This is a genomic window from Kitasatospora sp. NPDC054939 (genome assembly GCF_053610105.1).
The window spans coordinates 1-24,493 of sequence record NZ_JBSGXP010000132.1 but is presented as its reverse complement, the minus strand read 5'-3'; the positions used below and the strand labels follow the sequence as shown (position 1 = coordinate 24,493).

The 24,493-nt window shown below is 72.0% G+C and carries 27 protein-coding genes, 3 tRNA genes and 4 pseudogenes; 15 read left to right on the top strand and 19 right to left on the bottom strand.

Features of this window, described 5'->3' with window-relative positions; genetic code table 11:
• Positions 1–606: 606 nt before the first annotated feature.
• Together ACWGB8_RS29465 and ACWGB8_RS29460 are read right to left on the bottom strand one after the other, a co-directional pair.
• Positions 607–972, bottom strand: a complete 366-nt coding sequence (locus ACWGB8_RS29465; RefSeq protein WP_452216658.1) for a darcynin family protein — start codon at positions 970–972, stop codon at positions 607–609.
• Positions 962–1,114 (bottom strand): hypothetical protein, encoded by a 153-nt coding sequence (locus tag ACWGB8_RS29460; RefSeq protein ID WP_452216657.1) that lies wholly within the window; start codon positions 1,112–1,114, stop codon positions 962–964. The genes ACWGB8_RS29465 and ACWGB8_RS29460 overlap by 11 nt, the downstream gene beginning before the upstream one ends.
• A 312-nt stretch (positions 1,115–1,426) precedes the next feature.
• Here ACWGB8_RS29460 and ACWGB8_RS29455 point away from each other — a divergent pair, with 312 nt between their 5' ends.
• Positions 1,427–2,143, top strand: a complete 717-nt coding sequence (locus ACWGB8_RS29455) for a DUF6333 family protein (protein WP_452216656.1) — start codon at positions 1,427–1,429, stop codon at positions 2,141–2,143.
• 205 nt (positions 2,144–2,348) lie between these two features.
• On the opposite strand, the pseudogene ACWGB8_RS29450 reads toward ACWGB8_RS29455, so the two are convergent.
• Positions 2,349–2,546, bottom strand: a pseudogene (locus tag ACWGB8_RS29450) (ISL3 family transposase); the annotation flags it as partial.
• A gap of 287 nt (positions 2,547–2,833) precedes the next feature.
• Here ACWGB8_RS29450 and ACWGB8_RS29445 point away from each other — a divergent pair.
• Positions 2,834–3,166, top strand: coding sequence for a hypothetical protein (locus ACWGB8_RS29445; RefSeq protein ID WP_452216655.1), 333 nt, complete (start codon positions 2,834–2,836; stop codon positions 3,164–3,166).
• Between the two features lie 483 nt (positions 3,167–3,649).
• On the opposite strand, the gene ACWGB8_RS29440 is transcribed toward ACWGB8_RS29445, so the two are convergent.
• The gene (locus ACWGB8_RS29440) at positions 3,650–5,836 is read right to left on the bottom strand and encodes an MMPL family transporter (RefSeq protein WP_452216654.1); all 2,187 of its coding nucleotides are present in this window, start codon (positions 5,834–5,836) and stop codon (positions 3,650–3,652) included.
• A gap of 316 nt (positions 5,837–6,152) precedes the next feature.
• A complete protein-coding gene (locus ACWGB8_RS29435) occupies positions 6,153–6,419 on the bottom strand; it encodes a metal-sensitive transcriptional regulator (RefSeq protein WP_452216653.1) in 267 nt (88 codons plus the stop codon).
• Between the two features lie 255 nt (positions 6,420–6,674).
• On the opposite strand from ACWGB8_RS29435, the gene ACWGB8_RS29430 reads away from it, so the two are divergent.
• Positions 6,675–6,956: a dsRBD fold-containing protein gene (locus ACWGB8_RS29430; RefSeq protein WP_452216652.1), complete on the top strand. Its 282-nt coding sequence runs from the start codon at positions 6,675–6,677 to the stop codon at positions 6,954–6,956.
• Between the two features lie 149 nt (positions 6,957–7,105).
• Here the strand turns inward: ACWGB8_RS29430 and ACWGB8_RS29425 are convergent, their stop codons facing one another.
• On the bottom strand, positions 7,106–7,468 hold the full coding sequence (locus tag ACWGB8_RS29425; RefSeq protein ID WP_452216651.1) for a metalloregulator ArsR/SmtB family transcription factor: 363 nt from the start codon (positions 7,466–7,468) through the stop codon (positions 7,106–7,108).
• A gap of 211 nt (positions 7,469–7,679) precedes the next feature.
• Positions 7,680–7,877, bottom strand: coding sequence for an NAD(P)-binding protein (locus tag ACWGB8_RS29420; RefSeq protein ID WP_452216650.1), 198 nt, complete (start codon positions 7,875–7,877; stop codon positions 7,680–7,682).
• Positions 7,878–7,936: 59 nt separating this feature from the next.
• On the opposite strand from ACWGB8_RS29420, the gene ACWGB8_RS29415 reads away from it, so the two are divergent.
• Genes ACWGB8_RS29415 through ACWGB8_RS29405 form a run of 3 tightly spaced genes read left to right on the top strand, consistent with a single transcriptional unit; the run spans position 7,937 to position 10,877 of the window.
• Positions 7,937–8,206, top strand: a complete 270-nt coding sequence (locus ACWGB8_RS29415) for a hypothetical protein (RefSeq protein WP_452216649.1) — start codon at positions 7,937–7,939, stop codon at positions 8,204–8,206.
• Positions 8,207–8,257: 51 nt separating this feature from the next.
• Positions 8,258–9,637 carry an FAD-dependent oxidoreductase gene (locus tag ACWGB8_RS29410; protein WP_452216648.1) on the top strand — a complete coding sequence of 460 codons (1,380 nt, stop codon included), beginning with the start codon at positions 8,258–8,260 and terminating at the stop codon, positions 9,635–9,637.
• A 10-nt stretch (positions 9,638–9,647) separates the two neighbouring features.
• Positions 9,648–10,877 (top strand): MFS transporter, encoded by a 1,230-nt coding sequence (locus ACWGB8_RS29405; RefSeq protein WP_452216647.1) that lies wholly within the window; start codon positions 9,648–9,650, stop codon positions 10,875–10,877.
• Positions 10,878–11,061: 184 nt separating this feature from the next.
• Here ACWGB8_RS29405 and ACWGB8_RS29400 read toward each other — a convergent pair whose 3' ends face one another.
• The 3 genes from ACWGB8_RS29400 to ACWGB8_RS29390 all read right to left on the bottom strand — a co-directional run bounded on the left by ACWGB8_RS29400 (position 11,062) and on the right by ACWGB8_RS29390 (position 13,265).
• Positions 11,062–11,634 carry a GNAT family N-acetyltransferase gene (locus ACWGB8_RS29400; RefSeq protein WP_452216646.1) on the bottom strand — a complete coding sequence of 191 codons (573 nt, stop codon included), beginning with the start codon at positions 11,632–11,634 and terminating at the stop codon, positions 11,062–11,064.
• 165 nt (positions 11,635–11,799) lie between these two features.
• Positions 11,800–12,825, bottom strand: a complete 1,026-nt coding sequence (gene trxB, locus ACWGB8_RS29395; protein WP_452216645.1) for a thioredoxin-disulfide reductase — start codon at positions 12,823–12,825, stop codon at positions 11,800–11,802.
• Positions 12,826–12,833: 8 nt separating this feature from the next.
• Entirely contained in the window at positions 12,834–13,265 is a 432-nt protein-coding gene (locus ACWGB8_RS29390) for an arsenate reductase ArsC (RefSeq protein WP_452216644.1), read from the bottom strand.
• A gap of 195 nt (positions 13,266–13,460) precedes the next feature.
• Here ACWGB8_RS29390 and ACWGB8_RS29385 point away from each other — a divergent pair, with 195 nt between their 5' ends.
• The 3 genes and pseudogenes from ACWGB8_RS29385 to ACWGB8_RS29375 all read left to right on the top strand — a co-directional run.
• A complete protein-coding gene (locus ACWGB8_RS29385) occupies positions 13,461–13,772 on the top strand; it encodes an ArsR/SmtB family transcription factor (RefSeq protein ID WP_452216643.1) in 312 nt (103 codons plus the stop codon).
• A gap of 102 nt (positions 13,773–13,874) precedes the next feature.
• On the top strand, positions 13,875–14,609 hold the full coding sequence (locus ACWGB8_RS29380) for an aquaporin (RefSeq protein WP_452216659.1): 735 nt from the start codon (positions 13,875–13,877) through the stop codon (positions 14,607–14,609).
• Positions 14,610–14,669: 60 nt separating this feature from the next.
• Positions 14,670–15,561: pseudogene (locus tag ACWGB8_RS29375) on the top strand (NAD(P)-binding domain-containing protein); the annotation flags it as partial.
• A 77-nt stretch (positions 15,562–15,638) separates the two neighbouring features.
• Here the strand turns inward: ACWGB8_RS29375 and ACWGB8_RS29370 are convergent.
• The 4 genes from ACWGB8_RS29370 to ACWGB8_RS29355 all read right to left on the bottom strand — a co-directional run bounded on the left by ACWGB8_RS29370 (position 15,639) and on the right by ACWGB8_RS29355 (position 17,264).
• A tRNA-Tyr gene (locus tag ACWGB8_RS29370) sits at positions 15,639–15,718 on the bottom strand.
• Between the two features lie 115 nt (positions 15,719–15,833).
• Positions 15,834–15,918 (bottom strand) — tRNA-Ser (locus ACWGB8_RS29365).
• Positions 15,919–15,928: 10 nt separating this feature from the next.
• A tRNA-Gln gene (locus ACWGB8_RS29360) sits at positions 15,929–16,001 on the bottom strand.
• Between the two features lie 369 nt (positions 16,002–16,370).
• On the bottom strand, positions 16,371–17,264 hold the full coding sequence (locus ACWGB8_RS29355) for a phytanoyl-CoA dioxygenase family protein (protein WP_452216642.1): 894 nt from the start codon (positions 17,262–17,264) through the stop codon (positions 16,371–16,373).
• A gap of 84 nt (positions 17,265–17,348) precedes the next feature.
• Here ACWGB8_RS29355 and ACWGB8_RS29350 point away from each other — a divergent pair, with 84 nt between their 5' ends.
• Positions 17,349–18,206 carry a helix-turn-helix domain-containing protein gene (locus ACWGB8_RS29350; protein ID WP_452216641.1) on the top strand — a complete coding sequence of 286 codons (858 nt, stop codon included), beginning with the start codon at positions 17,349–17,351 and terminating at the stop codon, positions 18,204–18,206.
• Between the two features lie 58 nt (positions 18,207–18,264).
• On the opposite strand, the pseudogene ACWGB8_RS29345 reads toward ACWGB8_RS29350, so the two are convergent.
• From ACWGB8_RS29345 to ACWGB8_RS29330, 4 genes and pseudogenes are all read right to left on the bottom strand, one after another.
• Positions 18,265–18,473: pseudogene (locus ACWGB8_RS29345) on the bottom strand (IS110 family transposase); the annotation flags it as partial.
• 155 nt (positions 18,474–18,628) lie between these two features.
• Entirely contained in the window at positions 18,629–19,375 is a 747-nt protein-coding gene (locus ACWGB8_RS29340) for a phosphotransferase family protein (protein WP_452216640.1), read from the bottom strand.
• A 75-nt stretch (positions 19,376–19,450) separates the two neighbouring features.
• Positions 19,451–19,975, bottom strand: coding sequence for a hypothetical protein (locus ACWGB8_RS29335; RefSeq protein ID WP_452216639.1), 525 nt, complete (start codon positions 19,973–19,975; stop codon positions 19,451–19,453).
• A gap of 192 nt (positions 19,976–20,167) precedes the next feature.
• Positions 20,168–20,383, bottom strand: coding sequence for a hypothetical protein (locus ACWGB8_RS29330; RefSeq protein ID WP_452216638.1), 216 nt, complete (start codon positions 20,381–20,383; stop codon positions 20,168–20,170).
• Between the two features lie 182 nt (positions 20,384–20,565).
• Here ACWGB8_RS29330 and ACWGB8_RS29325 point away from each other — a divergent pair, with 182 nt between their 5' ends.
• Together ACWGB8_RS29325 and ACWGB8_RS29320 are read left to right on the top strand one after the other, a co-directional pair.
• On the top strand, positions 20,566–21,420 hold the full coding sequence (locus ACWGB8_RS29325; protein WP_452216637.1) for an NAD(P)/FAD-dependent oxidoreductase: 855 nt from the start codon (positions 20,566–20,568) through the stop codon (positions 21,418–21,420).
• The gene (locus ACWGB8_RS29320; RefSeq protein WP_452216636.1) at positions 21,417–21,557 is read left to right on the top strand and encodes a hypothetical protein; all 141 of its coding nucleotides are present in this window, start codon (positions 21,417–21,419) and stop codon (positions 21,555–21,557) included. The genes ACWGB8_RS29325 and ACWGB8_RS29320 overlap by 4 nt, the downstream gene beginning before the upstream one ends.
• Before the next feature lie 129 nt (positions 21,558–21,686).
• Here the strand turns inward: ACWGB8_RS29320 and ACWGB8_RS29315 are convergent, their stop codons facing one another.
• Positions 21,687–22,616, bottom strand: a complete 930-nt coding sequence (locus ACWGB8_RS29315) for a LysR family transcriptional regulator (protein ID WP_452216635.1) — start codon at positions 22,614–22,616, stop codon at positions 21,687–21,689.
• Between the two features lie 115 nt (positions 22,617–22,731).
• Here ACWGB8_RS29315 and ACWGB8_RS29310 point away from each other — a divergent pair, with 115 nt between their 5' ends.
• The 3 genes and pseudogenes from ACWGB8_RS29310 to ACWGB8_RS29300 all read left to right on the top strand — a co-directional run.
• Positions 22,732–23,544, top strand: coding sequence for an inositol monophosphatase family protein (locus tag ACWGB8_RS29310; RefSeq protein WP_452216634.1), 813 nt, complete (start codon positions 22,732–22,734; stop codon positions 23,542–23,544).
• 48 nt (positions 23,545–23,592) lie between these two features.
• Entirely contained in the window at positions 23,593–24,237 is a 645-nt protein-coding gene (locus tag ACWGB8_RS29305; protein WP_452216633.1) for an NADPH-dependent F420 reductase, read from the top strand.
• A 31-nt stretch (positions 24,238–24,268) separates the two neighbouring features.
• Positions 24,269–24,415 (top strand): annotated as a pseudogene (locus ACWGB8_RS29300) (PhoH family protein); the annotation flags it as partial.
• Positions 24,416–24,493: the final 78 nt, after the last annotated feature.

Here is a 24,493-nt window from a genome sequence, read left to right as displayed (position 1 = left end):
GAGGGTGCGGACGAGTACGTCTCCGACGGCGTGCAGCGCGCCCTTGGTCGCCCGCCGCGGACCTTCGCCGAATTCGCCGAGTCCACTGCTGCCGGAGGCGGTTGGCCAGCCTGACCGTCTCACAGAAGCCGGCGCGACCGGGCAGAATCCGCAGTCGCCCGGGGCCGCCACGGCCTTGGGCGGCTGCGGCCCTCGCCGCCGGAGAGAAGGCCCGGGAACTGCGCCGAGGACGACTACAGCGAGACGGTCCGCGCCGACTTCGTGGCGATCGGCGAGCCGCTGGAGCGTGCGGGCGCGCGGCAGTGGAGCGAGCCCGATCCGGTGGAGGCGGAGGACGCCGAGTTCGAGATGCGGGGCTACGCGGGCCTGCACGCCGTTCGTCGTCTCGCCGTCCACCTTGCGGTGGACGGACGCCTGCCGGAGCCGTTGCCCGAGGCCCACCGTGCGGGGCGAAACGGTGGGGAAACGTACGAACTCCACCTGTCAGCCGGCGACGTCCGCGCCGAGTCCGCAGGCTCTCGGCGTGCCGGAGCCGCGGTGGGCGCAGGCGCCCGGATGCCCGGCAGCCGGTCTGCCGGGAGGGCGGGAGGGCGGTGCGGGCTGGCGTCAGGTGGCGAGGGTGGCAACCGGGGCGAGGCCGTAGGTGCGCGCGTAGCCGTTCTCGGTGCCCACGAGGAGGTCCACGACGTCGAAGTAGCCGTCCCAGAAGGGGGTTTCGCGCAGCGCGTCGATCAGCAGCCGGTAGGCGTCGTGGTCGTCTGCCTCCCAGATCCAGATGTCGGTGACGCGTGCGGAGTAGAACTCCGTGTCGTAGAAGCGGGAGCGGACGCCGCGCGTACGGGCCTCGATCACCGGGACGACGTGGGTGGTGAAGGCCTCGACGCGTTCGGCCACGGACATCGCCAGCCATGCGGGCGTGGTCATGACCAGCATGAACGCGGTGACGGGCGGCTCGGTGCGGTCAGCGGACATGGATCGCCCCCGGGGTGGCGAGGACGGCGGGCCCGAGGGTCTGCGCGCACCACTGGGCGAACCCGGTGGCCGGGCCCGACCGGGGCGAGCGTTCGACGCCCGAGTCCAGCCCCTGGTCCTTGGCGCGCTTCATGGCGACCATGCCCTCGACGAAGGCCGCGTGGAGGCCGTGGCCGAGCAGGCCCGCCGGACCGGGCGGACAGGGGCGCGTCCTCGGAGATGGCGCGCATGGCGAGAGGGGGCGGTCGGTCATGATCACGAGCCTTGCCGGCCCAGCTGTTGCCGGTCGCGGCTGTGCGGAGCCTGCCTGGGTAGGCGCTCGGCGTGGACGAGCAGGAAGTGCCGCGGCCGGAGGCCGAGGATCTGCTGGCGGGGGCGTTGGCGCGTCCGGACAGGGCGGCGGCGTACGCATCGATGGTGTCGGATGTCAGCGCCCGTCGCTACGGTGCCCCTTATGACCGACACCACCTTTTGGGCCTGCCCACCCGACCGAGAAGTTCGGGGATATGGCGATGACTACACCCTCACCCTCCTCCTTCCCCCCTTCCCCGCCGGCACGGTGAGCTTTTCTCCCCACGACCCGGAAGGAGCCCGGCGCTTCGCCGAGAACTTCGACACCGTCGACGAGATCCTCGAAGAGCTGCCCCCCGGCTCCGCATGCGACTCGCTGGCTCTGGAGACGCGGGCGGACCTGGACATCATCAAGGTGGGCTGCTGGGGCAACGTCATCTCCATAACCGACCCGGCCCTGGCCGACAGCATCGGCGATTCGCCGCTGCTCGGGGCATCCAGCACTCTCCGCGAGCGCTACCCGGACGCCAGGATCGTCGGATCAGCCGATGTTCACTGCGGAGGGGACCACACCGAAGACATCATCCAGCTGCCCGGCGGCTTGATGCTGCACGCCGAAGGCTGGTCTGACGTGGAACCGTTGGAGGTCACCGGCGACCCTCAGGCCGTCGTACGCGCCCTCGGCATCAGCTCCGAGACCCTCGCCGAGGAAGCGATCGACCTGGACGGGGAGTCCGACGAAGTCGACTGGCGGGCCCTGGGCCGGCTCGCGCTCGGACCGTACGACCCATGGGGCCGCGTGGACCTCCGGATGTCCGTCTTCCGCGTCCGTCACACCAGCAGCTCCACGTTCCGGATGGAGGAGTCCTGGTTCCTCTGACCGGCAACGATCCAGAAGCCGGCTCCAGGTCGCCCACGTGTCCTGATCGATTCGCATTCCCCTGCAGTCCGCATCAGGCGAGGTGATCTATGGGGCTGGGTGACCGGCGACGCTCAAGATCGAAACGAAACGGCCCAGAAGACTGATGAAGATGTTGAGTTCTGGCCCCACCGTGTGAGAGGTGGGGCCAGACTCGTCTCGTCAGGAGACACGTCGCAGCCCGGCCGGCTAACTCCTTCACCAACGCGCCGAGTTGGCTCGCGAGGCGGTTCGTGCGGCGCTGGTAGCGCTCCAGCAGACTGGGCACCTGCTCACGGAACGTCTGCCGCCTGCAGCCGAGTACCGGGCAGACCAGGCGGCGCACACGTACCGCCACCAACACCCGCCGGCCGACGGGAGGGAGCCGTTCTTTGTACAGACCCGTCGGGTTGGCTTGTGTCTGTGGATCTCGGGGTGGGTCAGGTCGAGGCCTGGCGTGAAGTGTGGGTGGTCTGCATGCGCGGTTCCGGTTCTGGCACGAGTCGGACACCGCAGATCTCAAGAACGGTCTCAGCTATCGAAGAACTCGCTCGCCCCGGGCGTTTCGCTGGCGAGTCCGCGGGCGTGTTGGACATGCAGTTCGTAGGCGACTGTCCACTAGTCTGCGTCGACGTAGTGACTGGTGACGTCACAGCGACGAAAGGACTGATCATGGTGGAGAACTTCGCGGATCTGCCGGCGCCGAAGTCCATGCGCATCATCGACTTCGACGAGGCGAGGGTCGTCCCGGGGATCGTTCCGGGCACCTTCATCCTCGTCGTCAGCGGGGAGATGCCCTACGTGAACATGACGGTTCGCCTGTCGCCGCTGGTCTACGTCGAGCGGCCGGAGTACTGGGGCATCGAGGTCGTCGGCTCACTGCCCGGCATCGGGCTCCCCACCACCGCCCCGTACACGGTGTCCCTGCCGTTGGACGGCATCCTGGGGACCAGGGGAATCGAGGTGATCGGGGCGAACAGGACCGAGCAGATCGCCGTCCCCTGATGCCGTGACCGAGAAGGTTCGCGGGGTCGGCGATGGCGCCACCGGCAACGCCAGCCAGCTCGGCCACATCACCGTCGATCCTTCACTCCCCTGCGCCGCCACCTGCGCGTCCAGCCGCACTCCGCGCGCCCCCGCACCTCGGACTGCCCCGCCGGTGGCGGACGACCCATGTCGAAGGACCGCCACATCGGTGGCGGTCCTTCGACGCACGTCGGCGAGCGGGACGGGCCTGCCGGCCGAACCCGTTACGCGGCACCCGCGGCCGGCGGGCGGTTCGACGGGAATGACCCTGGACGCCCCGAGCGGCTTGCAGGAGGCGAGCCGGCTCAGGGGCAACAAGGCCTGGGGTGTCCACGGTCGACGCGGACCGTGCTCGAACGGCAGGCGGCCGCGGCGCCCAGCCGTTCCGCTCGGGTTCTGGGGACCCGGCCCCGCTGAGGCCGCCCGTCCTGGAGCCCGCCCGCGCTCCGGCGGTCGGGATGGTCAGCCGTGGGAGAAGGTGACCTTCGGCAGGATCCGGTCGAGCCAGGCCGGGGTGTGCCAGGCGGCCCGGCCGGTCAGCCGGAGGATGACCGGGAGCAGGACCAGGCGGACCAGAGCGGCGTCCAGCAGCACGGCGACGCCGAGGACGATGCCCATCTCCTTGGGCGGGAGCGGACCGGACAGCGCGAAGGTGAAGAACACCGCGACCATCACGCCGGCCGCCGCGAAGATCACCCGGCCCGAGTGCGCGAGCGCGCCGACCATCGCCTGCTTGGGATCGCCGCTGCGCTCGTAGTGCTCCTTGGCCGAGGCGAGCAGGAACACGGTGTAGTCCATCGCGATGGCGAAGATCATCGCGAAGAAGAACACCGGTGCCCAGCCGTCCAGGAAGCCCTGCGACGTGAAGCCGAGCAGGTCTGCGCCGTGGCCGTCCTGGAAGACCAGCCGGGCGACGCCGAACGCGGCGCCGGTGGACAGCAGGCTCGCGGCGGTGCCGAGCGCGGAGATCAGCGGGGCGCGCAGGGCGACCAGCAGCAGCACGAAGCCGAGCGCCATCACCACGCCGATGACCAGCGGGGTCTTCTCGGTGAGCAGGTGCTGCAGGTCGAGGTTCTCCACCGCTGCGCCACCCACCAGGGTGTCCTGCGGGAGTTCGGCGCGCAGGGTGTCAACGGTGTGGGCGAGGTCGGGGCTGGACGGGTCGACCGTGGGGACGGCCTGGATCATCGACCAGCCGGAGCCGTCGGCGGCAGACTGGGCGGGCATCGTGCCGGCGATGCCCGGGGTGTCGGCGATCTGCGCGCCGACCGAGGCAGCCTGCCCGCCGGGGGTGATGATCTGCAGGGTGCCCGGGGCGCCGGGGCCGAATGCCTGCTGGACGGCGGTGTACCCGGCGCGGGCGCTGTCGTCGGCGGGGACGACGGCGATGGACGGCATCGCGGTCCGCAGCCCGACGACCGGCGCGGCCAGGGCGATCAGGGCGGCCAGCGCCACGGCACCGTAGCGCATCGGGTGCTTCCACAGCCGTTCGCCCCAGGCGGCGAAACGCGGGGAGCGGTGTTCGCCGGTCCTCGCCCAGGGCAGGGCGAGCGCGTCGACGCGGTGGCCGAGCCTGCCGAGGACGGCCGGCAGCAGGGTGAGGGTGGCGGCGAGGACGAACAGCACGGCGAGCATGATGCCGCCGGCCATCGAGCGGAACGCCGGGGACGGGACGAGCATCACGGCGGACAGGCTGACCAGCACGGTCGCCCCGGACAGCAGGACCGCCTTGCCGGCGGTGTCCATGGTCTCCGCGACCGCGTCGGCGCTGCCGGGCGAGCGCCCGGTGCGGGCGCTGCGGAAGCGGACGACGAGGAAGAGCGCGTAGTCGATGCCGAGCGCGAGGGCGAACATCATGGCGAAGTTCATCGCCCAGATGGAGACCGGGAACAGGTGGCTGATCAGGACGAGCGAGCCGGCGGAGGCGGCGAGTCCGGCCATGGTGAGCAGCAGCGGCAGTCCGGCGGCGACCAGGGAGCCGAAGGCGAGCACCAGGATGGCCAGGGTGACCGGCCAGGACATGATCTCGGACTTCATCATGGCGTCGTGGTTGGCCGTGTTGAAGTCGCTCCACAGCACGGACGCGCCGGTGGCGTGCACGCTGACACCCTCGGTGGACAGGGCGTTCAGCGGCCCCTTCAGTTCGTCGGCGGCGCGGACCATGTCGTCCGGCGACGCCTTGGCCCCGGCGAGCAGGATCGCGGTGCGGCCGTCCTGGCTGATGGTCGCACCGGGCCGGGGTGGAACGACGCTGGAGATCCGGGGGTCGGCGGCGGCGAGGGCCTCCGCCTTGCCGATCACCTGCTGGACGGTCCGGTCGGTGACCGGACGGTCGGCGGCGACCACGATCTGCAGCGCGGTGGAGGCGTTGCCGGCGAAGTGCTGTTCGGCGACCTGCCTGACCTTCACGGACTCGGAGCCGTCGGCCTGCCATCCCGCGCCGGACAGCGCCGACGTCACCTGGGGAGCGAACGCGCCGAGGCCGATCACGACCAGCAGCCATCCCGCCAGGACGGCCTTGAAGTGCCGTACCGACCAGGCGCCGAGTCGGCCGAGCAGACCCGGGGCGCCGGGCGGTTCCGGGGCACCGGGCGGTTCCGGCGGGGGCGGGGTGGAGGGCCGGGCGACGGCCGTGTCCGGGTGCTTCACGTGATGCTCCGTTCCTGAGTGTCCCAACCGAGCGCAAAATACGGGTAGGGGTATATGAGAGGCCAAAGAAGAGGCCCGCCGCGGCGGGCCGGGAGTGCTCCGGTCAGTCCGCGAGGGCGTCCAGCGCGGCGCGCAACGCTTCGCGCGTGCACCGGTCTCCCGCTCGAGCCTTCAGGGGTGCCACCGTCACTGCCGCGCCCGGGCGGCCGGAACGACCCGGCCACCCGGCGCAGGGGCGGGGCGACGCCCGCACCCGGCCACGTCCGGCGACTCGTGCCGCCGGGCAGCGGGTAGCGGGCCGCCAGGCGAGGGGCCGTCAGGCGAGGGCGAGGAAGAGCTTCTCCAGTTCGGCCTCGCTCATCGGCGGGGTGTCACCGTCGGCAGCGGCCATGCACTGGCGCATGCCACTGGCCACGATCTTGAACCCGGCTCGATCGAGAGCCCGGGACACGGCGGCCAGCTGAGTCACGACGTCCTTGCAGTCCCGGCCCGCCTCGATCATCGCGATGACGCCGGCGAGCTGCCCCTGAGCCCGGCGAAGACGGTTCAGCACCGCACCCACCGCATCGTCGTCGACCTGCATGTCCGCACCTCCAGAATGGTCTCCTGGCCCCAGTTTACCCCCGGGGGTATCTGACCGGGGTCCGAGCACCCGAGAACCCGGGACACCGGCCGTCAGCGCGTTCCTCGCCCCGCCCGCAGAGCCCGCGACCGTACCGGCGTGGTTCACCCTGTGCAGGGCCGTCCCACCGTGCCGACAGCCGCGGCCCGCTCCAGGATGGAAGTGTCGAAGCCCTCGTTCCCGAGGGCGACCAACTCACCTGCGAGGAGACCGCCCATGACCGGGAACAGCGCATCCGGTCCCATGCGCACCAAGCGTTGGAACCTGCGCCTGGACCTCTTCGAGGAAGGCGACGCCACCAAGGTCCACGCCGTACTGGACACCGGCGACACCACCCTGGAGACCCACACGACGGCCAACCGCAGTCCGAACGACCCGCCCGTCCCGGAGATCGGTGACGAGTACGCGGCCGGTCGCGCCCTCGTCGAACTGGGGCACCAGCTGCTGCGCGCCGGGATGGCCGATGCGGCGGCGAACGACAGGTCCGAACCCGCCTGACCGCCCCGACCCGGTCCCGCGGCCCGGCCCCGCGGCCCCGGCCCGGGGCCATGACCGGCACCCGCAGCCGGGGTCGGTCGGTGCCCGGCGTTCTGCGCCCGGCTGGCCCTCGGGGATGGCCGGCGCCGGTTCCGGCAGGCCGGACCGCGTCAGCGGCTGTCGGCGAGCAGGGCGGCCATGCCGGCCAGGACGCCCGGCTCGACGCGGTAGTAGACCCAGGTGCCGCGCCGCTCGGAGGACAGCAGGCCCGCGTCCCGCAGCTTCTTCAGGTGGTGGCTGACGGTGGGCTGCGAGACGCCGACGTCCTGGATGTCGCAGACGCATGCCTCGCCGTCGGGGTGGGAGGCGACGCGCGAGAAGAGGCGCAGCCGGACCGGGTCGGCGAGGGCCTTGAACATGGCGGCCATCGTGACCGCGTCGGTCTCGGACAGTCCGGCGGAGGTCAGCGGCGGACAGCACGGGGCGGCGGCCTGGTCGGGTTCCAGCAGCGGAAGCGTCTTGGCGTTCGACATGCGTCAATATTGACATCTGCTGAATCAGGCCGGAAGCGGAGCCGCGCTGCGGAGGTGGGCGGCGAGGCAGCGGGCGATGTGCGCGGTAGAGCCGTGCGGGGCCTCGGCGACCTGCTCCACCCGGGCGCCGAGGCGAATGTCGGCGTCGATCCGGTCCGCGTAGCGAAGGAGGTGGGCGATGACCTCGTCCCGGTGCGGGTAGCGGTCGGGGTCACCGGCGAACGGCAGGCAGGGCGGCGTAGCGGGCGGGTGAGAAGAGGGTGAGGCTGTCGTAGGAGTGGGGCCAGGATCCGGCCGGCCGGTCGGAGGCTTCCAGGATGACGGGCGTGAGCCCTTGGGCGCGTAGGGCGTTGGCGGCGGCGAGTCCGGACCGGCCTGCGCCGATCACGGCGGCGTCGACGATCTCCATGGCGGAACGATCTCCCGATTCGATAAATGTCTATGTTGACGCGCATCTAAGCAGCTGGCATGCTGGCGGCACAGCAGGTCATCGACAAACGTCGAACCAGCGCCGCGACCGAGGAGCCCGCCATGACCGAGCCGACCACCACCCCTGAGTCCTCTGCGCCCGCCGCCGGCTGTTGCGCGACGGCCACCGCGGCCCCGGCGAGCACCGGGGAGAGCCGGACGACCGCCGCCCCGTGCTGCGGCAGCGCACAGGGCGCCGACGAAGCCGCCAGCTGCTGCGCCCCGGCCGCGAAGCGCGAGTCCGTCACCGCCGGCACCGGCTGCTGCTGACACCCGTCCCGCCGACCAGCCCCGCCACCACACCCACCCGGAGAGCTTGAGATGAGCGAGAACACCCCCGACGCACTGCCCGTCGTCGTGATCGGCGCCGGCCCGATCGGCCTGGCCGCAGCCGCCCACCTGCTGGAGCGCGGCATCGAGCCGCTGGTCCTGGAGGCCGGCCCGTCGGCCGCCACGTCGGTGCGCGAGTGGGCGCACGTACGCCTGTTCTCCCCGTGGGCCGAGGTCGTCGACCCGGCCGCGGAGAAGCTGCTCACCCCGACCGGCTGGGCCCGCCCCGACGGCTCCGCCTACCCGTCGGGCGGCGACTGGGCGACGCTGTACCTGCAGCCGCTCGCGGATGTTCTGGGCGGCCGCGTCCGCTACGACGCACGAGTGACCGGGGTCGCCCGCGCCGGACGCGACCGGATCGTCGACTCCGGCCGCACCGAGCAGCCCTTCACCGTCCACGTGGAGCACACCGACGGCAGCGAGGAGCGCCTCCTCGCCCGGGCCGTGGTCGACGCCTCGGGCACCTGGTCCACCCCCAACCCGCTCGGCGCCGACGGCCTGCCCGCGCTCGGCGAGCGCGCGGCCAACGGCCGGATCACCTACCGCATCCCCGACCTCCGCGACCCGGCCGCACGCGAGCGGTTCGCGGGCAGGCGCACCGCGGTCGTCGGCACCGGCGCCTCCGCGTTCACCGCCCTCGCCCAGCTCGCGGACCTCGCGAAGGACGAGCCCGGCACCCACGCGGTGTGGGTGCTGCGGCGCGGCATCAACGGCTCCACCTACGGCGGCGGCGAGGCCGACGAGCTGCCCGCCCGCGGCGCACTCGGACTGCGGGCGAAGAAGGCCGTCGACGACGGCCACGCCTCCGCCCTCACCGGCTTCCGCACCGCCGCCGTCGAAGCGGACGGCGAGCAGCTGGTCCTGGTCGCCGAGGACGGGCGGCGCAGCGAGCCGGTCGACCAGGTCGTCGTTCTGACCGGCCTGCGCCCGGACCTGTCGTTCCTGTCCGAGGTCCGCCTCGGCCTGGACGAGCGCCTCCAGGCGCCCACCGCTCTGGCCCCGCTGATCGACCCCAACCAGCACTCGTGCGGCACCGTCTACCCGCACGGCGCCGCCGAGCTCGCCCACCCGGAGGAGGGCGTGTACCTGGTCGGCATGAAGAGCTACGGCCGCGCGCCGACGTTCCTCGCGATGACCGGCTACGAGCAGGTCCGCTCCGTTGCCGCCGTGCTCGCCGGGGACCATGAGGCCGCCGCCCGCATCGAGCTCACCCTCCCCGAGACCGGGGTCTGCGGTGGCGCCGGCCTGTTCGACGAGCCCGACACCACCCAGAGCGGCGGCGGTGGTGGCTGCTGCTCGGTGCCCTCTGCCCCGCAGGTCATCGGCATCGGCATCGGCGCCCCGGCCGCGAGCCAGTCCGGCAGCTGCTGACCAACCGCCCATGACGACCCTTCACACCGGCGGGGCCGCGACCGAACCGAAGGAACGGTCGTGGCCCCGCGCCGTGCTGCCCGCCCTGTGCGTCACCCAGATCACCGGCTGGGGCATCCTCTACTACGCCTTCCCTGTCCTCCTGCCCCGCATCACCGCCGACACCGGCTGGACCACCGCCCGGGCCACCGCCGCGTTCTCCGCCGCGCTGCTCGTCTCCGCCGTCGTCGGCATTCCGATCGGCCGGGCCATCGACCGCCGCGGACCACGCGCCGTCATGACCCTCGGCTCCCTGGCCGGCGCAACGGCGCTGGTGGCGGTGGCGCTCGCACCGAACCTGCCGGTGTTCTTCGCCGCCTGGCTCCTGGCGGGTACCGCGATGGCCGCCACCTTCTACCAGCCGGCCTTCGCCGCACTCACCCGCTGGCACCACCCCGACCACATCCGTGCCCTGACGATCGTCACCCTCGCCGGCGGGCTCGCCTCCACCGTCTTCGCCCCCATCACCGCCGCCCTCGCCGAGCACCACCACTGGCGCACCGTCTACCTGCTCCTCGCCGCAACGCTCGCCGCCGTCACCGTCCCGCTGCACGCACTCGCCCTGCGCCACCCCTGGCCGCCGGTCACCCCTACGAGGAGCACCGGCCAGGACGCCGCCCCGGTGGCGAACCCCGCCCGCACCCGGCCGTTCATCCTGCTCGGCGCCGCGTTCACGCTCTCCGGGTTCGCCATGTACGCCGTCGTCTTCGGCCTCATCCCGCTGCTCACCGCCCGCGGCGCGTCCCCCGCCACGGCGGCCTGGGCACTCGGGCTCGGCGGGCTCGGCCAGACCCTGGGCCGCACCCTCTACGCCACCCTGGCACGTCGGCTGCCCGTCACGGCCCGGACCACCGTCCTCATCACCGCCGGCGGCGCCACCACCGCACTCCTCGCCCTGATCCCCGGACCGATCCCCGTACTGGCCGCGGTCGCCGTCCTCGCCGGCACGGTCCGCGGCAACCTCACCCTCCTGCACGCCACCGCGGTCACCGACCGCTGGGGCACCAGCGCCTACGGCCGCCTCAGCGCCCTCCTCGGCGCACCCGCCACCGTCGCCGGCGCCCTCGCACCCTGGGCCGTCGCCGCACTCGCCCCCACCCTCGGCGGCTACCCCCGGCTGTTCGCGCTCCTCGCCGCCGTATCCGCGGCCTCCGCACTGCTCGGCCTGTTCACCACCCCACGCACGGCACGCAGGACCTGAGCCGGCAGCCGACCCCGGCAACGTCAGGAGACCCGGCACCGCGTCCAGCCCACCGAGCACCAGCGAGTACCACGCCCGCGTTTCGTGCTTCGCGCGCTGCACGATCCCGGCGTCCGCTCGACCTCCTCCCCGGCCAACAGCACGCCGGAGCACAGCACGGCTCCGGGGCTCCCTCCTCTCCCGGTCAACAGGCCTCTGCGGCCAGGTCACCCGCCTGATTTCGGGTCAGCCGCCAGACCTGGTCCTCGCCGGTCTCGGCCGGGGCGAGGCGCTCGGCGGGGCGACGCAGGTGTTCGGTGAAGCCGAGGCGGGCCGGGACGGCGCCGCTGGCCCGGTTGGCCCGGTCGTGGACGATGTCGACGTGGAGGACGCCGGGGAGACGGAAGGCTTGGGCGACGAGTGCGCGGGCGGACCGGGTGGCCACTCCGCGGCCGGTGGCGGCGGGGTGCAGCCAGTAGCCGATCTCGCGGTCCTGGCCCGGGGAGCCGTCGCGCCGGAGAAGCCAGCAGACGCCGACGATCGCGCCGTTCAGCACGATCACATAGGTGAACTCCTCCCCACTCGCCCAGCACTGCGCGCGGCGGGCCAGGAAGTCGGAGGTCGTGGCCGGGCTGTGCTCGGCGACCCAGGCCATCCACGGGCGCAGGTGCTCCAACGACTCCTCGATGACCCGGAGGAGCTCCGGAAGGTCTGTCTCGCCGTTGAAGCGGCGCAGCGTCAGGTCGTCCAGTTCGATCACCGGCTGGGGAAGGTCCATGCCAGGAGGATCGTATGCGGCCGCTTCCACAGGCAACCGGGTATCGGGCCGTTCGAACGCGACGCAGTGGACCAGCGCGACCGAGGGCAGCGCCGCAGACCGGTGCCGACCCGCCATCGGGCGGCACAACGGTCCGCGGCGGGGCGGCCGGCGGGCCGGCGGTCGTTATGCGACCGGCTCCAGCGCGCCCCGGTCCTCGTCGAGGTCGTCGCTGCGGACGTCGGCGAGGGCCGCGAGGTAGCGCTCGGCGTCGAGGGCGGCGGAGCAGCCGCTGCCGGCGGCGGTGATCGCCTGGCGGTAGGTGTGGTCGACGACGTCGCCGGCACCGAAGACGCCGGGGAGATTCGTCCGGGTCGAGGGCGAGTCCACCTTCAGGTAGCCCTCGCCGTCCAGCTCCAACTGCCCGGCGAAGAGTTCGGTGCGGGGGTCGTGGCCGATCGCGATGAACAGGCCGGAGGCCGCGAGGTCGCGCTCCTCGCCGGTGACGGTGTCGCGCAGGGTGACCCCGGAGACCAGCTTGTCACCGTGGATGGCGGCGATCTCGCTGTTCCACGCGAAGGTGATCTTCGGGTCGGCGAACGCCCGGTTCTGCATGGCCTTGGAGGCGCGCAGGGAGTCACGGCGGTGGACGACGGTGACCGAGTCGGCGAAGCGGGTGAGGAAGGTGGCCTCCTCCAGGGCGGTGTCGCCGCCGCCGACCACGATGACGTCCTTGCCGCGGAAGAAGAAGCCGTCGCAGGTCGCGCACCAGGAGACGCCGCGGCCGGAGAGCTCGTCCTCGCGGTCGATGCCGAGCTTGCGGTAGCCGGACCCGGTGGCGACGATCACGGTCTTCGCACGGTGGACGGTGCCGGCGGAGTCGGTGAGCAGCTTGATGTCGCCGGTGAGGTCGACCTCGACGATGTCGTCGTCGACCATCTCGGCGCCGAACTTCTCGGCCTGGGCCCGCATGTCGGCCATGAGGTCGGGGCCGTCGATGCCGTTCGGGAAGCCGGGGAAGTTCTCCACCTCGGTGGTGGTGGTGAGCGAGCCGCCGACGAAGATCGAGCTGCCGAACAGCAGCGGCCTAAGCTGCGCGCGGGCGGTGTAGAGGGCGGCGGTGTAGCCGGCGGGGCCGGAGCCGATGATGACGACCTCGCGGACGTCTCCGTCGCTGCCGTCGTCGCCGGTGATCGATGCGTTCGCGCTCATGAAGATGCTCAGCTCTCCTGTCCTGCAACGGCCTTGGCGTCGATCTCGGCGATCAGGCCCTCGATGAGGCCCTTGATCTCGTCGCGGATCGGGCGGACGGCCTCGACGCCCTGGCCGGCCGGGTCGTCCAGCTTCCAGTCCAGGTACGTCTTGCCGGGGAAGTACGGGCAGGCGTCGCCGCAGCCCATGGTGATCACGTAGTCGGACGCCTGGACGGCCTCGGTGGTCAGCACCTTCGGCTGCTGGTCGGAGATGTCGATGCCCAGCTCGGCCATCGCGGCGACCGCGGAGGGGTTGATCCGGTCCCCCGGGATCGAGCCGGCGGAGCGGACCTCGACGCGGTCGCCGGCGAGGTGGCGCAGGAAGCCGGCGGCCATCTGGGAGCGGCCAGCGTTGTGGATGCAGACGAACAGCACGGAAGCGATCGGCGCGGTGGTCATGACGGTGCCCTTCGGTTGTGCGGTGCCCGCTGTGGGACGGACAGGGTTGGTTCGGCTGAGTGGGGGGTTCGGTGAGGAGTCCCTGGACGGGGGTCGGGGGGAAGCTCGTGACATGAGGACGCGCAGGTGTCCCTGGTGGCGGCCGGGAGGGTGGGGGTTCGCTTCGTGGGCTCGACACGGGTAACGTATCAGCCCATGGTGACATCAGTCGACAGTGACGTCCTCAAGGCCCTGGCCGACCCGCTCCGGATGCAGATCATCACGCTCCTCGCCGAGGAGGCGCTGTGCACGACGCATCTGGTCGCGGAGACCGGTGCCAGACAGACGAACCTGTCGAACCACCTGAGGATCCTGCGCGAGGCCGGGCTGGTCGATACCGAGCCGTGCGGGCGCTTCACGTACTACAGGCTCCGCGCCGACGCCCTGGAAGCCGTCGTCGCGGGGTTCGCCGGGCTGGCCGCCACCGCCCGCGAAGCCGCTGCGGCCGATCGCAAGCGGTCCTGCTGACCCACCCACCAGCCCCACCCGGCGGCCGATTCCGCCCTGGACGAGGAGTACCCGTTGAGCGCCGTAGACGAGGCGAGACCTGCCGTCACCGAGGCCGAGCCCCTGACTGCCGAGCGTCCCCCAGCCTCCGGCCGGGGGTACCGCCACGCCGTGCCCCTGTTCAACCGGGTGGCGGCCGAACTGCTCGGTACTGCTCTCCTGGTCGCGGTCGTCGTCGGGTCCGGCATCCAGGCCACCGAACTCAGCAAGGACGTCGGCCTGCAACTGCTGGCCAACTCCCTCGCCACCGTCTTCGGCCTCGGCGTCCTCATCCTGCTGCTCGGCCCGGTCTCGGGCGCGCACTTCAACCCGGTCGTCACGCTCGCCGAGTGGTGGACCGGCCGCAAGGACCCGCACGGACTCGGTCTCCGCGAGGTCGGTGCGTACGTCCCCGCCCAGATCGTCGGCGCCATCGCGGGCGCCGTCCTCGCGGACGCGATGTTCGGCAAGGCACTGGTCGCGTGGTCCACCCACGACCGCTCGGCCGGACGCCTGCTGCTCGGCGAGGCCGTCGCCACCGCCGTACTGATCCTGCTGATCTTCGGCCTGGCCAGGACGGAACAGCTGCGGTTCGCCCCCGTCGCCGTCGCCTCCTACATCGGCGCCGCCTACTGGTTCACCTCCTCCACCTCCTTCGCCAACCCCGCCGTGACCATCGGCCGGGCGTTCACCGATACCTTCGCCGGCATCGCACCCTCCTCCGTCCCCGGCTTCGTCGGCATGCAGCTGATCGGCGGCGTTGTGGGCCTGGCTCTCGTCGCGCTGGTCTTCACCCACCGCCGCACGGCGAACAAGTAGCCCGACGGCCGCAATCCTGCTCGGACAGCCGGACAACGGAGGCAGGGCGATGACGCAGCGATGGGCCCAGGCTCCCGGACGGCCGCGGTGAGCACGCACCGCACGCAGGTGCTCGTCGTCGGCGCGGGCCAGGCCGGACTGGCCGCCGGGTACTACCTGCGCCGCGCCAAGCTCGACTTCGCCCTCCTCGACGCCTCCCCCGCGGCCGGCGGCGCCTGGCAGAACTACTGGGACAGCCTGCGGCTCTTCTCGCCCGCCGCGTACTCTTCGGCTGGGAGGTGCCCCCACCCTGCCCGGCCGCCCCATGCCCGGCCAGGCCGGGGCAGAGTACCCGGATGCGGCGCATGTCGTCGGCTACCTCGCCGAGTACGAGAAGCGCTACGAGCTTCCGGTCCACCGCCCGGTCTCGGTGCAGGGAGTCGAGCGGCACGACGGCGGGTTCATCGCCCGCACGGACTCCGGCCGGTGGCACGCCCAGGCCGTCATCCTCGCCACCGGTTCATGGGAGCGGCCGTTCGTCCCCGCCGTCCCGGGACGGGCCGACTTCACCGGCCGCCAGCTGCACACCTACGACTGCCGCGGCGCAGCCGGCTTCGGCGGGAATGGGGCCCTCCTGCCCGATGGCGGGCAAGGAGGGAAGGTGGTCGTGGTCGGCGGGGGCAACTCCGGCGCCCAGATCGCCGCCGACCTCGCGGCCGTCGCCGAGGTCCGCCGGGTCACCAAACGGCCTCCCCGCTTCCTGCCCGACGACATCGACGGCCGCGCCCTGTTCGACCTCGCCACGCGCCGCATCCGAGGCGATGCTCCCGGCATCGGCACGCTCGGCGACATCGTCGCCGCGCCGCCCGTACGTGCCGCCCGCGACGCCGGACTGCTCACCGCCCACCCCATGTTCACCCGCCTCGGCCCCGACGGACCGCTCTGGCCGGACGGCACCGCATGGCCCTGCGACGTGGGGGCAGTCCTCGGTTCCAGCAGGGGCCGGTCTTCTCGACACTCGACCAGTGACTCGGGCTGGCACCACGGAGGTGGGCGAGGCCGGAGTCGAACCGGCACAGCCGAAGCGGGGGTGTTACAGACCCTTGGGCTCTCCCATGCCCAGCTCGCCCTTGGCGGAGGAAGTGGGGGCGGCGACCCCGCACGGATGCTCGCGCATCCCAACGGTCTTCATGACCGAGGCCGACGTCTGCCGGATGGCTCCTCCGTGAACTGCCCTGTGCTGCGCGGAGAGTGCGCGGATCGAACGCGCGCGGGTGTGACCCCGACGACGGCTTAGCAAGCCGCTGCCTTTCCACTCGGCCAACTCTCCGGGTACTGCGCTGCCGGACGAGGATTCGAACCTCGAACTTCCTGATTCAGAGTCAGGCGTGCTGCCAGTTGCACCATCCGGCACTGCGTGGCGGCAACGAGAATGGCCGCCCTGGTGGGGGAAGTCCCCCGGGGCGGCCAGGCACGTTCGGGTGCCGGTCTACCGCGCGGAGGGATACCCCTGGCTCTGCTGAGAACTTGAGAAACGCTGATACGACTGGCTGCTGCTCATCACGTACGTTCCTCTCCGTGGCGGTGGTGCCGGGCTGATGCGCCTACTGTGCTGCAGAACGGTCGGGCCTGGCAACCGTATTTCCGCCCGCGTCGGGAGCCCTTCTTTGTACAGCCCCGGCGGATCCGCCATCGCTCGCAGAAGACGACCTGGAGCTGTTCGGGCAGCGGCAGGTCCATGGGCAGGGGCAGGGGCAGGAGGCTGGCAGTGCAGGCGTGGTGTCACAGGCCGTCCTGATCGTGCCAGTGGTTCTGCCATCGGGTGTCGATCGGGTCCGAGGCCGCCTGGTAGCGGATGTCGGTGGAGAGGCGGAAGCGACCGGCGGGGTCCTGATTGTCGAGGGAGGCGTGGATGATGTGGGCGCTGTGCACCATGAGGTCGCCTGCGGCGAAGTCGGTGACGAGCCACCGGGCGTCGTACTCCTCGGCCAGGGCGGGCAGGTCCGCGGTGATCGACGCGGCGGGGCGGGGAAGGCGGCCGGCGGCCTCGTCCGCCAGGACGCGGTGGTGGCTGCCTTCCAGGTAGACGAGAGGACCTTGGGCGATCGGGCAGTCGCCCAGCGGGATCCAGGAGGAGACGACCCGGTCGGTTCCCTCGCGCAGGTAGACGAGGTCGTAGTGGGCCTGCGTAGCAGTGCCGATGCCGGACTCGCCCGGTCCGACATGGCGGATGATCTTCCTGCGGTGCAGATGTATGTCGTCGGTGCCGAACAGCTTTCGATAGAAGGCGACCAGGTGCGGATGCCGGCACAGAGCCTCGTACTCCTGGCCCGGGACGATCTGCTGGAACAGCAGGTGGCGCATGCGCGCCCGGTCCAGGCTTCCGGCGGACCCGGCGAGCCCGTCGAGCGGATCTGAGTCCGGTGGGGTCAGCCCGGTCGCGCTCAGGGTGGCGAAGTAGTGGCGGCGGAAGTCCTCGATCGTCGTGCGGTCGAAGAATCCCGGCAGGTAGAGGTAGCCGTGCTGGGCGAGGCGGAGCCGCAGGTCGCGCGGGTCGTGGCGTTCGGCGTCCGGGACCGGTTCCAGACGGCCGAGTCTGCGGTCGCTCGCTTCCAGGCGGTGGCCGTTGGAAGTGAGAGTGGTCGGCAGTGGCCGGTCCGGCTGTCTCATAGTCATGACGCGATCGTCGGGCCTGGTGCCAACGAGGCACAATGCACGGATCCCGAGGGAACTTGGACGATTGTCGACGGAGGTGGTGCAGTGACGGCCGACGCGGGCGAGGGCGGGGCGGACGTTGTGGGGCGGTACCGCACTCCGCCGGACAGCGTGCGGGCGCTGGGCATCGCGGTGACCGGGGCCGGGCGGACCTTCGGCCAGCGTCGCCTTCAGGCCGAACGCATCCTGCACTGCTACGCCGGTGTCCTCGTGCTCCGGGGGGCGGGGTTCCTGGAGCTCCGGGGCCGGGGCCGTCACGAGGTTCGGCCGGGGTCGTTCTTCTGGCTGCCGCCCGGGATCAGCCATCGCTACGGCCCGTCGCCGGACGGCTGGGACGAGTACTGGGTGCTGTTCGAGGGGCCTGCCGCGGCGGCCTACCGGGGCCTCGGCTATCTCGGCGCGGAGCACCCGGTCGCCCGACCGGCCGATCCCGGCGAGGCCCGTGAGCTGTGCGTCCGGGTCCTGGACCTGCTCACCGGGCCCGAATCACTCGACAGCCATATCGCCGCCACGAGTTCCCTCCATGCCCTGATCAGCGCGGTCGGCAGAGGCCTGAGGAGGTCCGCGGATCCTGGGCGCGCGCAGCGCGACCTCGGCCGTCGTGCGCTGCAACTACTCGACGCCGCCGACGGCCCGGTCCGGATCGGCGCCGTCGCCAAGGAACTGGCGGTGTCCCGCGACACGCTCATCGCCGCCGTCCGCCGGATCACCGGTTCCCCGCCCACGGTGTACCTGACACGGCGTCGGATCGACCAGGCCAAAGCCCTGCTCACCGACACCGACCGGCCCGTCTCCCTCGTCGGACGGGACGTCGGATACCCCGACCCCGCCTATTTCACCAGGCTCTTCACCCGCCACGTGGGCGTCGCGCCCTCCGTCTTCCGTAAGCAGCAGAGACGCTGACGACCGGGGTGACGCTTGAGGGGTGTGGTCGGGCTCGGCTCTGAAGCTCCATAGACCGTCAAGCTGCTGGGAACAGCCCGGGTGTGCCGCCGAGTGCGCTGGTGAGGTTGGCGGCACACTCTCGCGCGGCGAAGCGCTTGAGGCATCCGAAGATGTCCTTCGTCTTGAGTCCTTCGGGGGTGCGACGTAGTCACGGGTGCGCGGGTCGTGACGCATGCGGACCAGCACGATCGTGTGCAGCGCACGGTTGGCCTCGCGGTCTCCACCTTCGCCGTCACCCCGGACGTCCACGGTATCTGGACGATTATTTTTGCGGGCGCCTGCATGGCCGGGTCAGTGTGGTCAGGCAGGAGGTGCGCTTGAGGAGGATGGCCTGCTCGATGCGTCAGGATGCCACGTGGAGCAGTCGGGCCCATGCAGCCTCACATCCGGGATCTCAGCACGTCGACCTCACAGCCCGGCGCAAAGGGGTCGAAGCCGTGCTCGATCAGCCAGCGAACTGCCAGCAGGCTTCGAACCGACCACCACGCGTGGATCACGTCGAGGTCGACGTCGGTGCCATAGCCGGCGATGACGTCGTCGAGGTGCTCCTCGTGCCCGAGCGTGAAGGTGGCGAGGTCGTACAGGGCATCACCCTGGCCCGCCTCGGACCAGTCGATGATGCCCGTGACCTCGTCGCCGTCGACGAAGACGTGCGCGATCTGCAGGTCGCCGTGTGTGAACGCCGGAGTCCACGGCCGGAGTGCGGCCTCGGCGACCTGGCGGTTGCGGGTGACCAGGTCGGCGGGCAGGACGCCGTTCGTCACGAGCAACTCGCACTCGTCGTCGAGTTCCGCCGCCAACGCGACGATGCTCCGGCCGGCTCGGCCCAGCCGGGACGGCAGCGGCGCGTCGTGCAGCTTCCGGATGGCGGCGCCCGCCGCGGCCCACGCCGCCGGCGACCCGGTCGACGGTCCACCGAGGCGCCCGAGCGTCCTCCCCGGAAGTGCGGCGATCGCGAGCACGGGCGACTTGCGCCACAGGACCTCCGGGGTCGGTACCGGCGCCAGGGCCATCGCCTCGACCTCAAGATCGATGCGGGCCTGATCGGGGTCCACCTTCAGGAACATGTCGCCGACGCGCAGGGTCGCGCGCTCGGAATGGGCGACGACGACCTTGACCTCATCCATGGCGACCAGTGGGCGCGCTCGACGGAGCCGACGCCCTCGAACGCGGCGACCTCCTCGTGGCCCAGGGACTGCGGGTCACCGGGGACGCACGTCCTGGGCACCGGGTCGCTGGGAGACGTCACCGCCGAACAGCCACGGATCGCCGGGCTTTGCGGGCCTGCCGACGACCACGCGCAGCACGGTGTCGGCCTCGTCGCCCGACTCCACCAGGAACATGCCGGTGGAGTGGAGTTCGTGCACCGCGTTCCGTACGTCCGCCACTTCGGCCGGCCCGCCGAGCATGCCCGTCAGTTCGCCGGCGGTCAGACTCGCGACGCCGGCGTCCGGGCGGCGCAGTCGCAGGACGCCGCCGTCCAGAGCCATGTCCAGCCACACGGCCTGCAGCGGGATCTGGGGTCCGTAGGCAGGGCGCATCCGGGCCAGTCGTCGCATGAGGTCGACGGCCTGCGGGGAGAGCCTGGGATCGGCGGCGACCCGCTCGGGGTCGAAGCCCGGGGCCGGACTCATCCACTCGTCGTAGCCGGGCGGCCGGAGCTGCTGGAGCGTGTACTCGGTGGCGGCCCGCTCGCGGCGCGGCTTGCCCGGCTTCCTGCGTCCCATGGGGTGTCCTTCCGGCTCGGTGCGATGACGGAGCCATTGAACACCGTCCGCAGCCGGCCGGTTCCCGGGAGTCTCCGCGGTAGCGGGGCGCGGTGGCGCACGTCTCCAGACCCGCATGGGGCAAGACCGCGCGACGGCCCGGGCAGCCGGTCGCCCCTGACCTTGCCGGTCATAGGGGCCGATCCTCGGGCGTCAGATCTGCCGGTCCGGGTCGGAGAAGGTCAGAGCGCCGGGCGCAAGCGGGCGCCGGACCGCAGCCGGCGCGGCCACGGCCTCACCCGGCGGCTGACGGAAGTCCGCACCCTGCTCGACCGGCAGCAGCCGGCGGCCACCGGGCTGGGCAGGACCGGACGCGTCGGCGGCGGGATCGGAGAAGGCGGGCAGCGAGATGCTGCGACGGGAACTCATGTGTCCCAGTGTCGCAGCTCGACACTTCGGGCGAGACCGCTATCGGCCGTGGTAGCGCTCCGGCCCTCCCCGCAGAGCCCGAGCGCACGACCGGCCTACGGCACGCCCTCGCCGACCCGCCGGAGTGCTGTGACGTGGTTCACATCGGAGGTCTGTCACGTCTGCCGGAGGTCGCTTGTCCCATGGGCGTCACCGGCATCGGAGCCGGTGCCGACACCCATGCGTTCACCCTCAACAGCCCGGAGGTCGCAGGCCGCCTCGCCGCGCGACTCACCGAGACCGCTGAGGCCGGCGGCGCGGTCACCGTCTGCGGCGGCGGCCTGACCGGCATCGAGGCGGCCACCGAGATCGCCGAGAGCCACCCGGGCCTGCACGTCACGCTGATCAGCCCGGAGGAACCCGGCGCCATGATGGGGGCCGGGGCCCGTGCCCACCTCCACCGTGCGCTGGAGCGCCTCGGTGTCACCGTGGAGACCGGCGCCCGTGTCACCAGGGTGCTGCGCGATGCCGTCGAGCTGGCCGACGCCCGGAGCGTCCACTCCGACGTCTGCCTGTGGACCGCGGGCGTGAAGGTGTCGCCGCTCGCCGCCGACGCCGGCATCGCCACCGACGAGCGCGGCCTGATCATGGTCGACGCCACCCTGCGGTCGGTCTCCCACCCCCGGATCCATGCCGTCGGCGACGCCGCCGCCGTCCGCCTGGCCTTCGGGCAGCTTCACGGAAGCTGCCAGAGCGGCCTGCCCACCGCCCAGTACACCGCCGACACCATCGCGCGGCTGATGCGTGGCAAGGCCGTCAGGCCGTTCCGCTTCGGCTACTTCCACCAACCGGTCAGCCTCGGCCGCCGCGACGCGGTCATCCAGTTCACCAGGGCCGACTTCACCCCGCTCGGCATGCGCCTCACCGGACGAAGCGCCGTCCTGTACAAGGAACTGGTCAGCGCCAGCCCCCTGATGACGTACCGGTTCAGCAAGCGTATGAACGTCACCACCATCGTCTCCAAGGGCGGGCGCGCCACCCGCAGGCCCGCGGCATGACGGCCACACCGACCGGCTATGCCGCGATTTCGGCCGCGGCGCCCGCCCCGCGGCGCCGGCAGCAGGAGCGGGTGATCGACGCCGGCGCCGGGGCCGACCTGGCCTGGCCGGCCTCGGTCTGGGCCGATCTGGACTGACGGACAGTCATCGACTCGCCCTGGCAGCACACCGGTCAGGGCCGAGGGGACGCGCCTGCGTTGCCGATACCTGGCACCGGGCCAGGTGCCGGACCCTGACGCCGGGCCAGGGATGCGGGACAGCGCCGTTCAATGGCCGGACCCGCGAGCGGCGGTCGGTGGTGCAAAGAGTGCCTGGACGGTTTCGGCGGCCAGGTCGCGCAGCCAGGTGTGGGCGCGGTCGTCGTCGTGGCGCTGGTGCCACAGCAGGTACAGGGGGACGTCGGGCAGCGGGAGTGGCAGCGGCAGGGTGGTCAGGCCGAGTTGTTCCCGGGCTGCGCGGGTGACCGCGTCGGGGACGGCGACGACCAGGTCGGTGTCGAGGGCGAGTTGCAGCGCGAAGGCGGTGGTGGGCCCGGCGGCGACGACGCGTCGTTCGAGGCCGCGGGTGGTCAGGGCGTCGTCGATCGGGTCGCGCAGGCTTCCGCGCCGCGACACGGTGAGGTGTTCGGCGGCCGCGTAGCGCTCGATGCTCAGCGGGCCTTCGGCGAGGGGGTGGCCTGGTCGGACGGCGACGATCAGCCGGTCGCTGCCGACGAGGCGGTGGCGGATGTCGGAGAGCGTCGGAATGCCGGAGCCCGATTCGAGGTCGACCTCACCTCGGCGCAACTCGGCGTCGTCGGTGCCGGGTTCGGCGGACAGGCGCAGCCGGGCGCCGGGGGCCTGGCGGTGGACGGCGACGGTCAGGGCGGTGCCGCAGGCGGCGGTCAGGGCGTCGTGCCAGCGCACGGTGAACACCCGGTCCAGCGCTGCCAGGTCGAGTTCCTGCTGCGCGGAGAGAAGGTGGTGGGCCTGCTGGACGAGGGCGTGGACCTGGGCGCGGATGGCCAGCGCGCGGGGGGTGGGGACCATGCTGCGGCCGGTGCGGACCAGGATCTGGTCGCCGGTGGCCTTGCGGATGCGGCCCAGGGAGCGGCTCATCGCCGGTGCGGTGACGTGGAGGCGGGCTGCGGCGCCGGCGACGCTGCCCTCTTCCAGCAGGGCGTCCAGGGCGGTGAGCAGGTTCAGATCCAGTTGCATGCCAGTCATTCTACGAGTGAATAGCATGCACTTGTTGTTAATGATCGGGAGGCCTACCTTCGAAGTGCAGGCGCGAGAAGAACCGCCCGCACACATCGAATCCAGGGAGCCCGCCATGAGCACAGCCATGCCTTTCGCCGCCGACACGACGCTCCTGTCCGAGGTGACCGCCGCGGTGAAGACCGCAGGCCGCACGCTGCGCGACCGCCACACCCCGCATGCCCGGGGCGTGAGTCTGGAGGAGATCGTCGGCGAGATCCACGCCAACGACGATGCGGTGCTGGACGTGCTGCGGGAGCCGCTGCTGCAGGCCCGGCCCGGATCGCAGTGGGCCGAGGACGAGTTGGCCGGCGGTGCGCTCCCGCCCGGGGAGTGGTGGGTCGTCGACCCCGCCGAGGGCAACATCAACCACGTTCACGGCATGGAGGACTGGGCCGTGACCGCCACCCTGGTCCGCGACAACCAGCCGGTGCTCACCGTCGTCCACCTGCCCCTGACCGGCGACACCTACACCGCCGTCGCCGGCGGCGGTGCCCGCCTCAACGACCGGCCGCTGAAGGTGTCCGCCAAGACCGACCTGGGCGCCGCGATCATCGGCACCGGCCAGGCCAGGCCCGGCGAGGACGAGCGCACCTTCCGGCGGATCGGCGACTCGGTCACCGCCATGCTCGTCAACGGCCTGGTCGTGCGCGTGTCCGTTCCCGCCACGATGCAGCTCATCCACGTCGCGGCCGGACGCATGGACGCGTTCTGGCAGTTCTCCGACGTCCGCTCCGGTCTGGTCGCCGGTGCGCTACTGGTCTCCGAGGCCGGAGGCACCGTCACCGACCTCGCGGGCGAGCCCTGGAACACCGGCAGCCGCGACTTCCTGGCCGCCGCTCCCGGCATCCACACGGCCGCCCTCAAGGTCCTGTCGACCATCGCCTGACCGGACACCTCAGCTCCATCCACCTCAGAACGCAAGGAGCACCACCTCATGACCAGCATCGGCATCCTGGGCGCCGGCCGCGTCGGCGCCAACCTCGCCGGCAAGCTCTCGGCAGCCGGACACCGTGTCACCCTCGGCGTCCGGAACCCGGAGGAGACCGCAGCCCGCGCCCTCGGCACCGCCCCGCCGACTGCCTTCGCCGACCAGCGCACCACCGCCCGCACCGCGGACATCGTGATCAACGCGACGCCCGGCGACAGCGCCCTGGACCGCCTGGCCGGCCTGCGCACCGAGCTCTCCGGAAAGCTCCTCGTCGATGTCTCCAATGCCACCCGCGACGCCGATGACGGTCTGCCCGGCGACCTGTGCTATCCCGGCAGCAGCCTCGCCGAGCAGCTCCAGTCCGCCCTCCCCGACACCCGGGTGGTCAAGACCCTCAACACCATGCTGTTCACGGTCATGACCGCTCCCGAGACCCTGGCCACCCCACCGACCGCCTATCTGTCGGGCGATGACCAGCACGCGAAGAAGACCGTCACCGGCCTGCTCGGCGACCTGGGCTGGCCGGCCGCATGGATCGAGGACCTCGGCGACATCACCACGGCCCGCGCCACCGAGGCCATGATCCTGGTCGTGCCCCACATCCTGCGCCGACACGGCTTCAAGCCCTTCGCCGTCAGCCTCGCCCGCTGACCCACCAAGACCGGGTTCGGACCAGAACCAGCAGCGGGTCGGCCGGTACGACGGCGTGGTGGCGGTGGTGGAGAAGCTGAAGGGGCACCCGCTGTTCGCCCACATCACCCTCACCCGATCCGAGCGTTCGCCGATCGCGGCGCTCGTCACCGAGATGCTGGAGGGGCTCGAAATCTGACCACCCGCACCGGCACCCCCGACGGACGCGGACGCCGTGGTGCCCGCCCCCCAGTGTGGGGGGGGGGCCAGTGGGGCG

Excerpts from the sequence above, each read along its gene's own strand:
- ACWGB8_RS29385 (WP_452216643.1), top strand. The coding sequence starts at position 13,461 with ATGGTGACATCAGTCGACAGTGACGTCCTCAAGGCCCTGGCCGACCCG.
- ACWGB8_RS29405 (WP_452216647.1), top strand. The coding sequence starts at position 9,648 with ATGACGACCCTTCACACCGGCGGGGCCGCGACCGAACCGAAGGAACGG.
- ACWGB8_RS29325 (WP_452216637.1), top strand. The coding sequence starts at position 20,566 with ATGGGCGTCACCGGCATCGGAGCCGGTGCCGACACCCATGCGTTCACC.
- ACWGB8_RS29390 (WP_452216644.1), bottom strand. The coding sequence starts at position 13,265 with ATGACCACCGCGCCGATCGCTTCCGTGCTGTTCGTCTGCATCCACAAC.
- ACWGB8_RS29460 (WP_452216657.1), bottom strand. The coding sequence starts at position 1,114 with ATGGTCGCCATGAAGCGCGCCAAGGACCAGGGGCTGGACTCGGGCGTC.
- ACWGB8_RS29305 (WP_452216633.1), top strand. The coding sequence starts at position 23,593 with ATGACCAGCATCGGCATCCTGGGCGCCGGCCGCGTCGGCGCCAACCTC.
- ACWGB8_RS29425 (WP_452216651.1), bottom strand. The coding sequence starts at position 7,468 with ATGTCGAACGCCAAGACGCTTCCGCTGCTGGAACCCGACCAGGCCGCC.
- trxB (WP_452216645.1), bottom strand. The coding sequence starts at position 12,825 with ATGAGCGCGAACGCATCGATCACCGGCGACGACGGCAGCGACGGAGAC.
- ACWGB8_RS29330 (WP_452216638.1), bottom strand. The coding sequence starts at position 20,383 with ATGAGTTCCCGTCGCAGCATCTCGCTGCCCGCCTTCTCCGATCCCGCC.
- ACWGB8_RS29320 (WP_452216636.1), top strand. The coding sequence starts at position 21,417 with ATGACGGCCACACCGACCGGCTATGCCGCGATTTCGGCCGCGGCGCCC.
- ACWGB8_RS29455 (WP_452216656.1), top strand. The coding sequence starts at position 1,427 with ATGACCGACACCACCTTTTGGGCCTGCCCACCCGACCGAGAAGTTCGG.
- ACWGB8_RS29340 (WP_452216640.1), bottom strand. The coding sequence starts at position 19,375 with ATGGATGAGGTCAAGGTCGTCGTCGCCCATTCCGAGCGCGCGACCCTG.
- ACWGB8_RS29400 (WP_452216646.1), bottom strand. The coding sequence starts at position 11,634 with ATGGACCTTCCCCAGCCGGTGATCGAACTGGACGACCTGACGCTGCGC.
- ACWGB8_RS29430 (WP_452216652.1), top strand. The coding sequence starts at position 6,675 with ATGACCGGGAACAGCGCATCCGGTCCCATGCGCACCAAGCGTTGGAAC.
- ACWGB8_RS29415 (WP_452216649.1), top strand. The coding sequence starts at position 7,937 with ATGCTGGCGGCACAGCAGGTCATCGACAAACGTCGAACCAGCGCCGCG.
- ACWGB8_RS29315 (WP_452216635.1), bottom strand. The coding sequence starts at position 22,616 with ATGCAACTGGATCTGAACCTGCTCACCGCCCTGGACGCCCTGCTGGAA.
- ACWGB8_RS29465 (WP_452216658.1), bottom strand. The coding sequence starts at position 972 with ATGTCCGCTGACCGCACCGAGCCGCCCGTCACCGCGTTCATGCTGGTC.
- ACWGB8_RS29310 (WP_452216634.1), top strand. The coding sequence starts at position 22,732 with ATGAGCACAGCCATGCCTTTCGCCGCCGACACGACGCTCCTGTCCGAG.
- ACWGB8_RS29435 (WP_452216653.1), bottom strand. The coding sequence starts at position 6,419 with ATGCAGGTCGACGACGATGCGGTGGGTGCGGTGCTGAACCGTCTTCGC.
- ACWGB8_RS29410 (WP_452216648.1), top strand. The coding sequence starts at position 8,258 with ATGAGCGAGAACACCCCCGACGCACTGCCCGTCGTCGTGATCGGCGCC.
- ACWGB8_RS29445 (WP_452216655.1), top strand. The coding sequence starts at position 2,834 with ATGGTGGAGAACTTCGCGGATCTGCCGGCGCCGAAGTCCATGCGCATC.
- ACWGB8_RS29335 (WP_452216639.1), bottom strand. The coding sequence starts at position 19,975 with ATGGGACGCAGGAAGCCGGGCAAGCCGCGCCGCGAGCGGGCCGCCACC.
- ACWGB8_RS29420 (WP_452216650.1), bottom strand. The coding sequence starts at position 7,877 with ATGGAGATCGTCGACGCCGCCGTGATCGGCGCAGGCCGGTCCGGACTC.
- ACWGB8_RS29355 (WP_452216642.1), bottom strand. The coding sequence starts at position 17,264 with ATGACTATGAGACAGCCGGACCGGCCACTGCCGACCACTCTCACTTCC.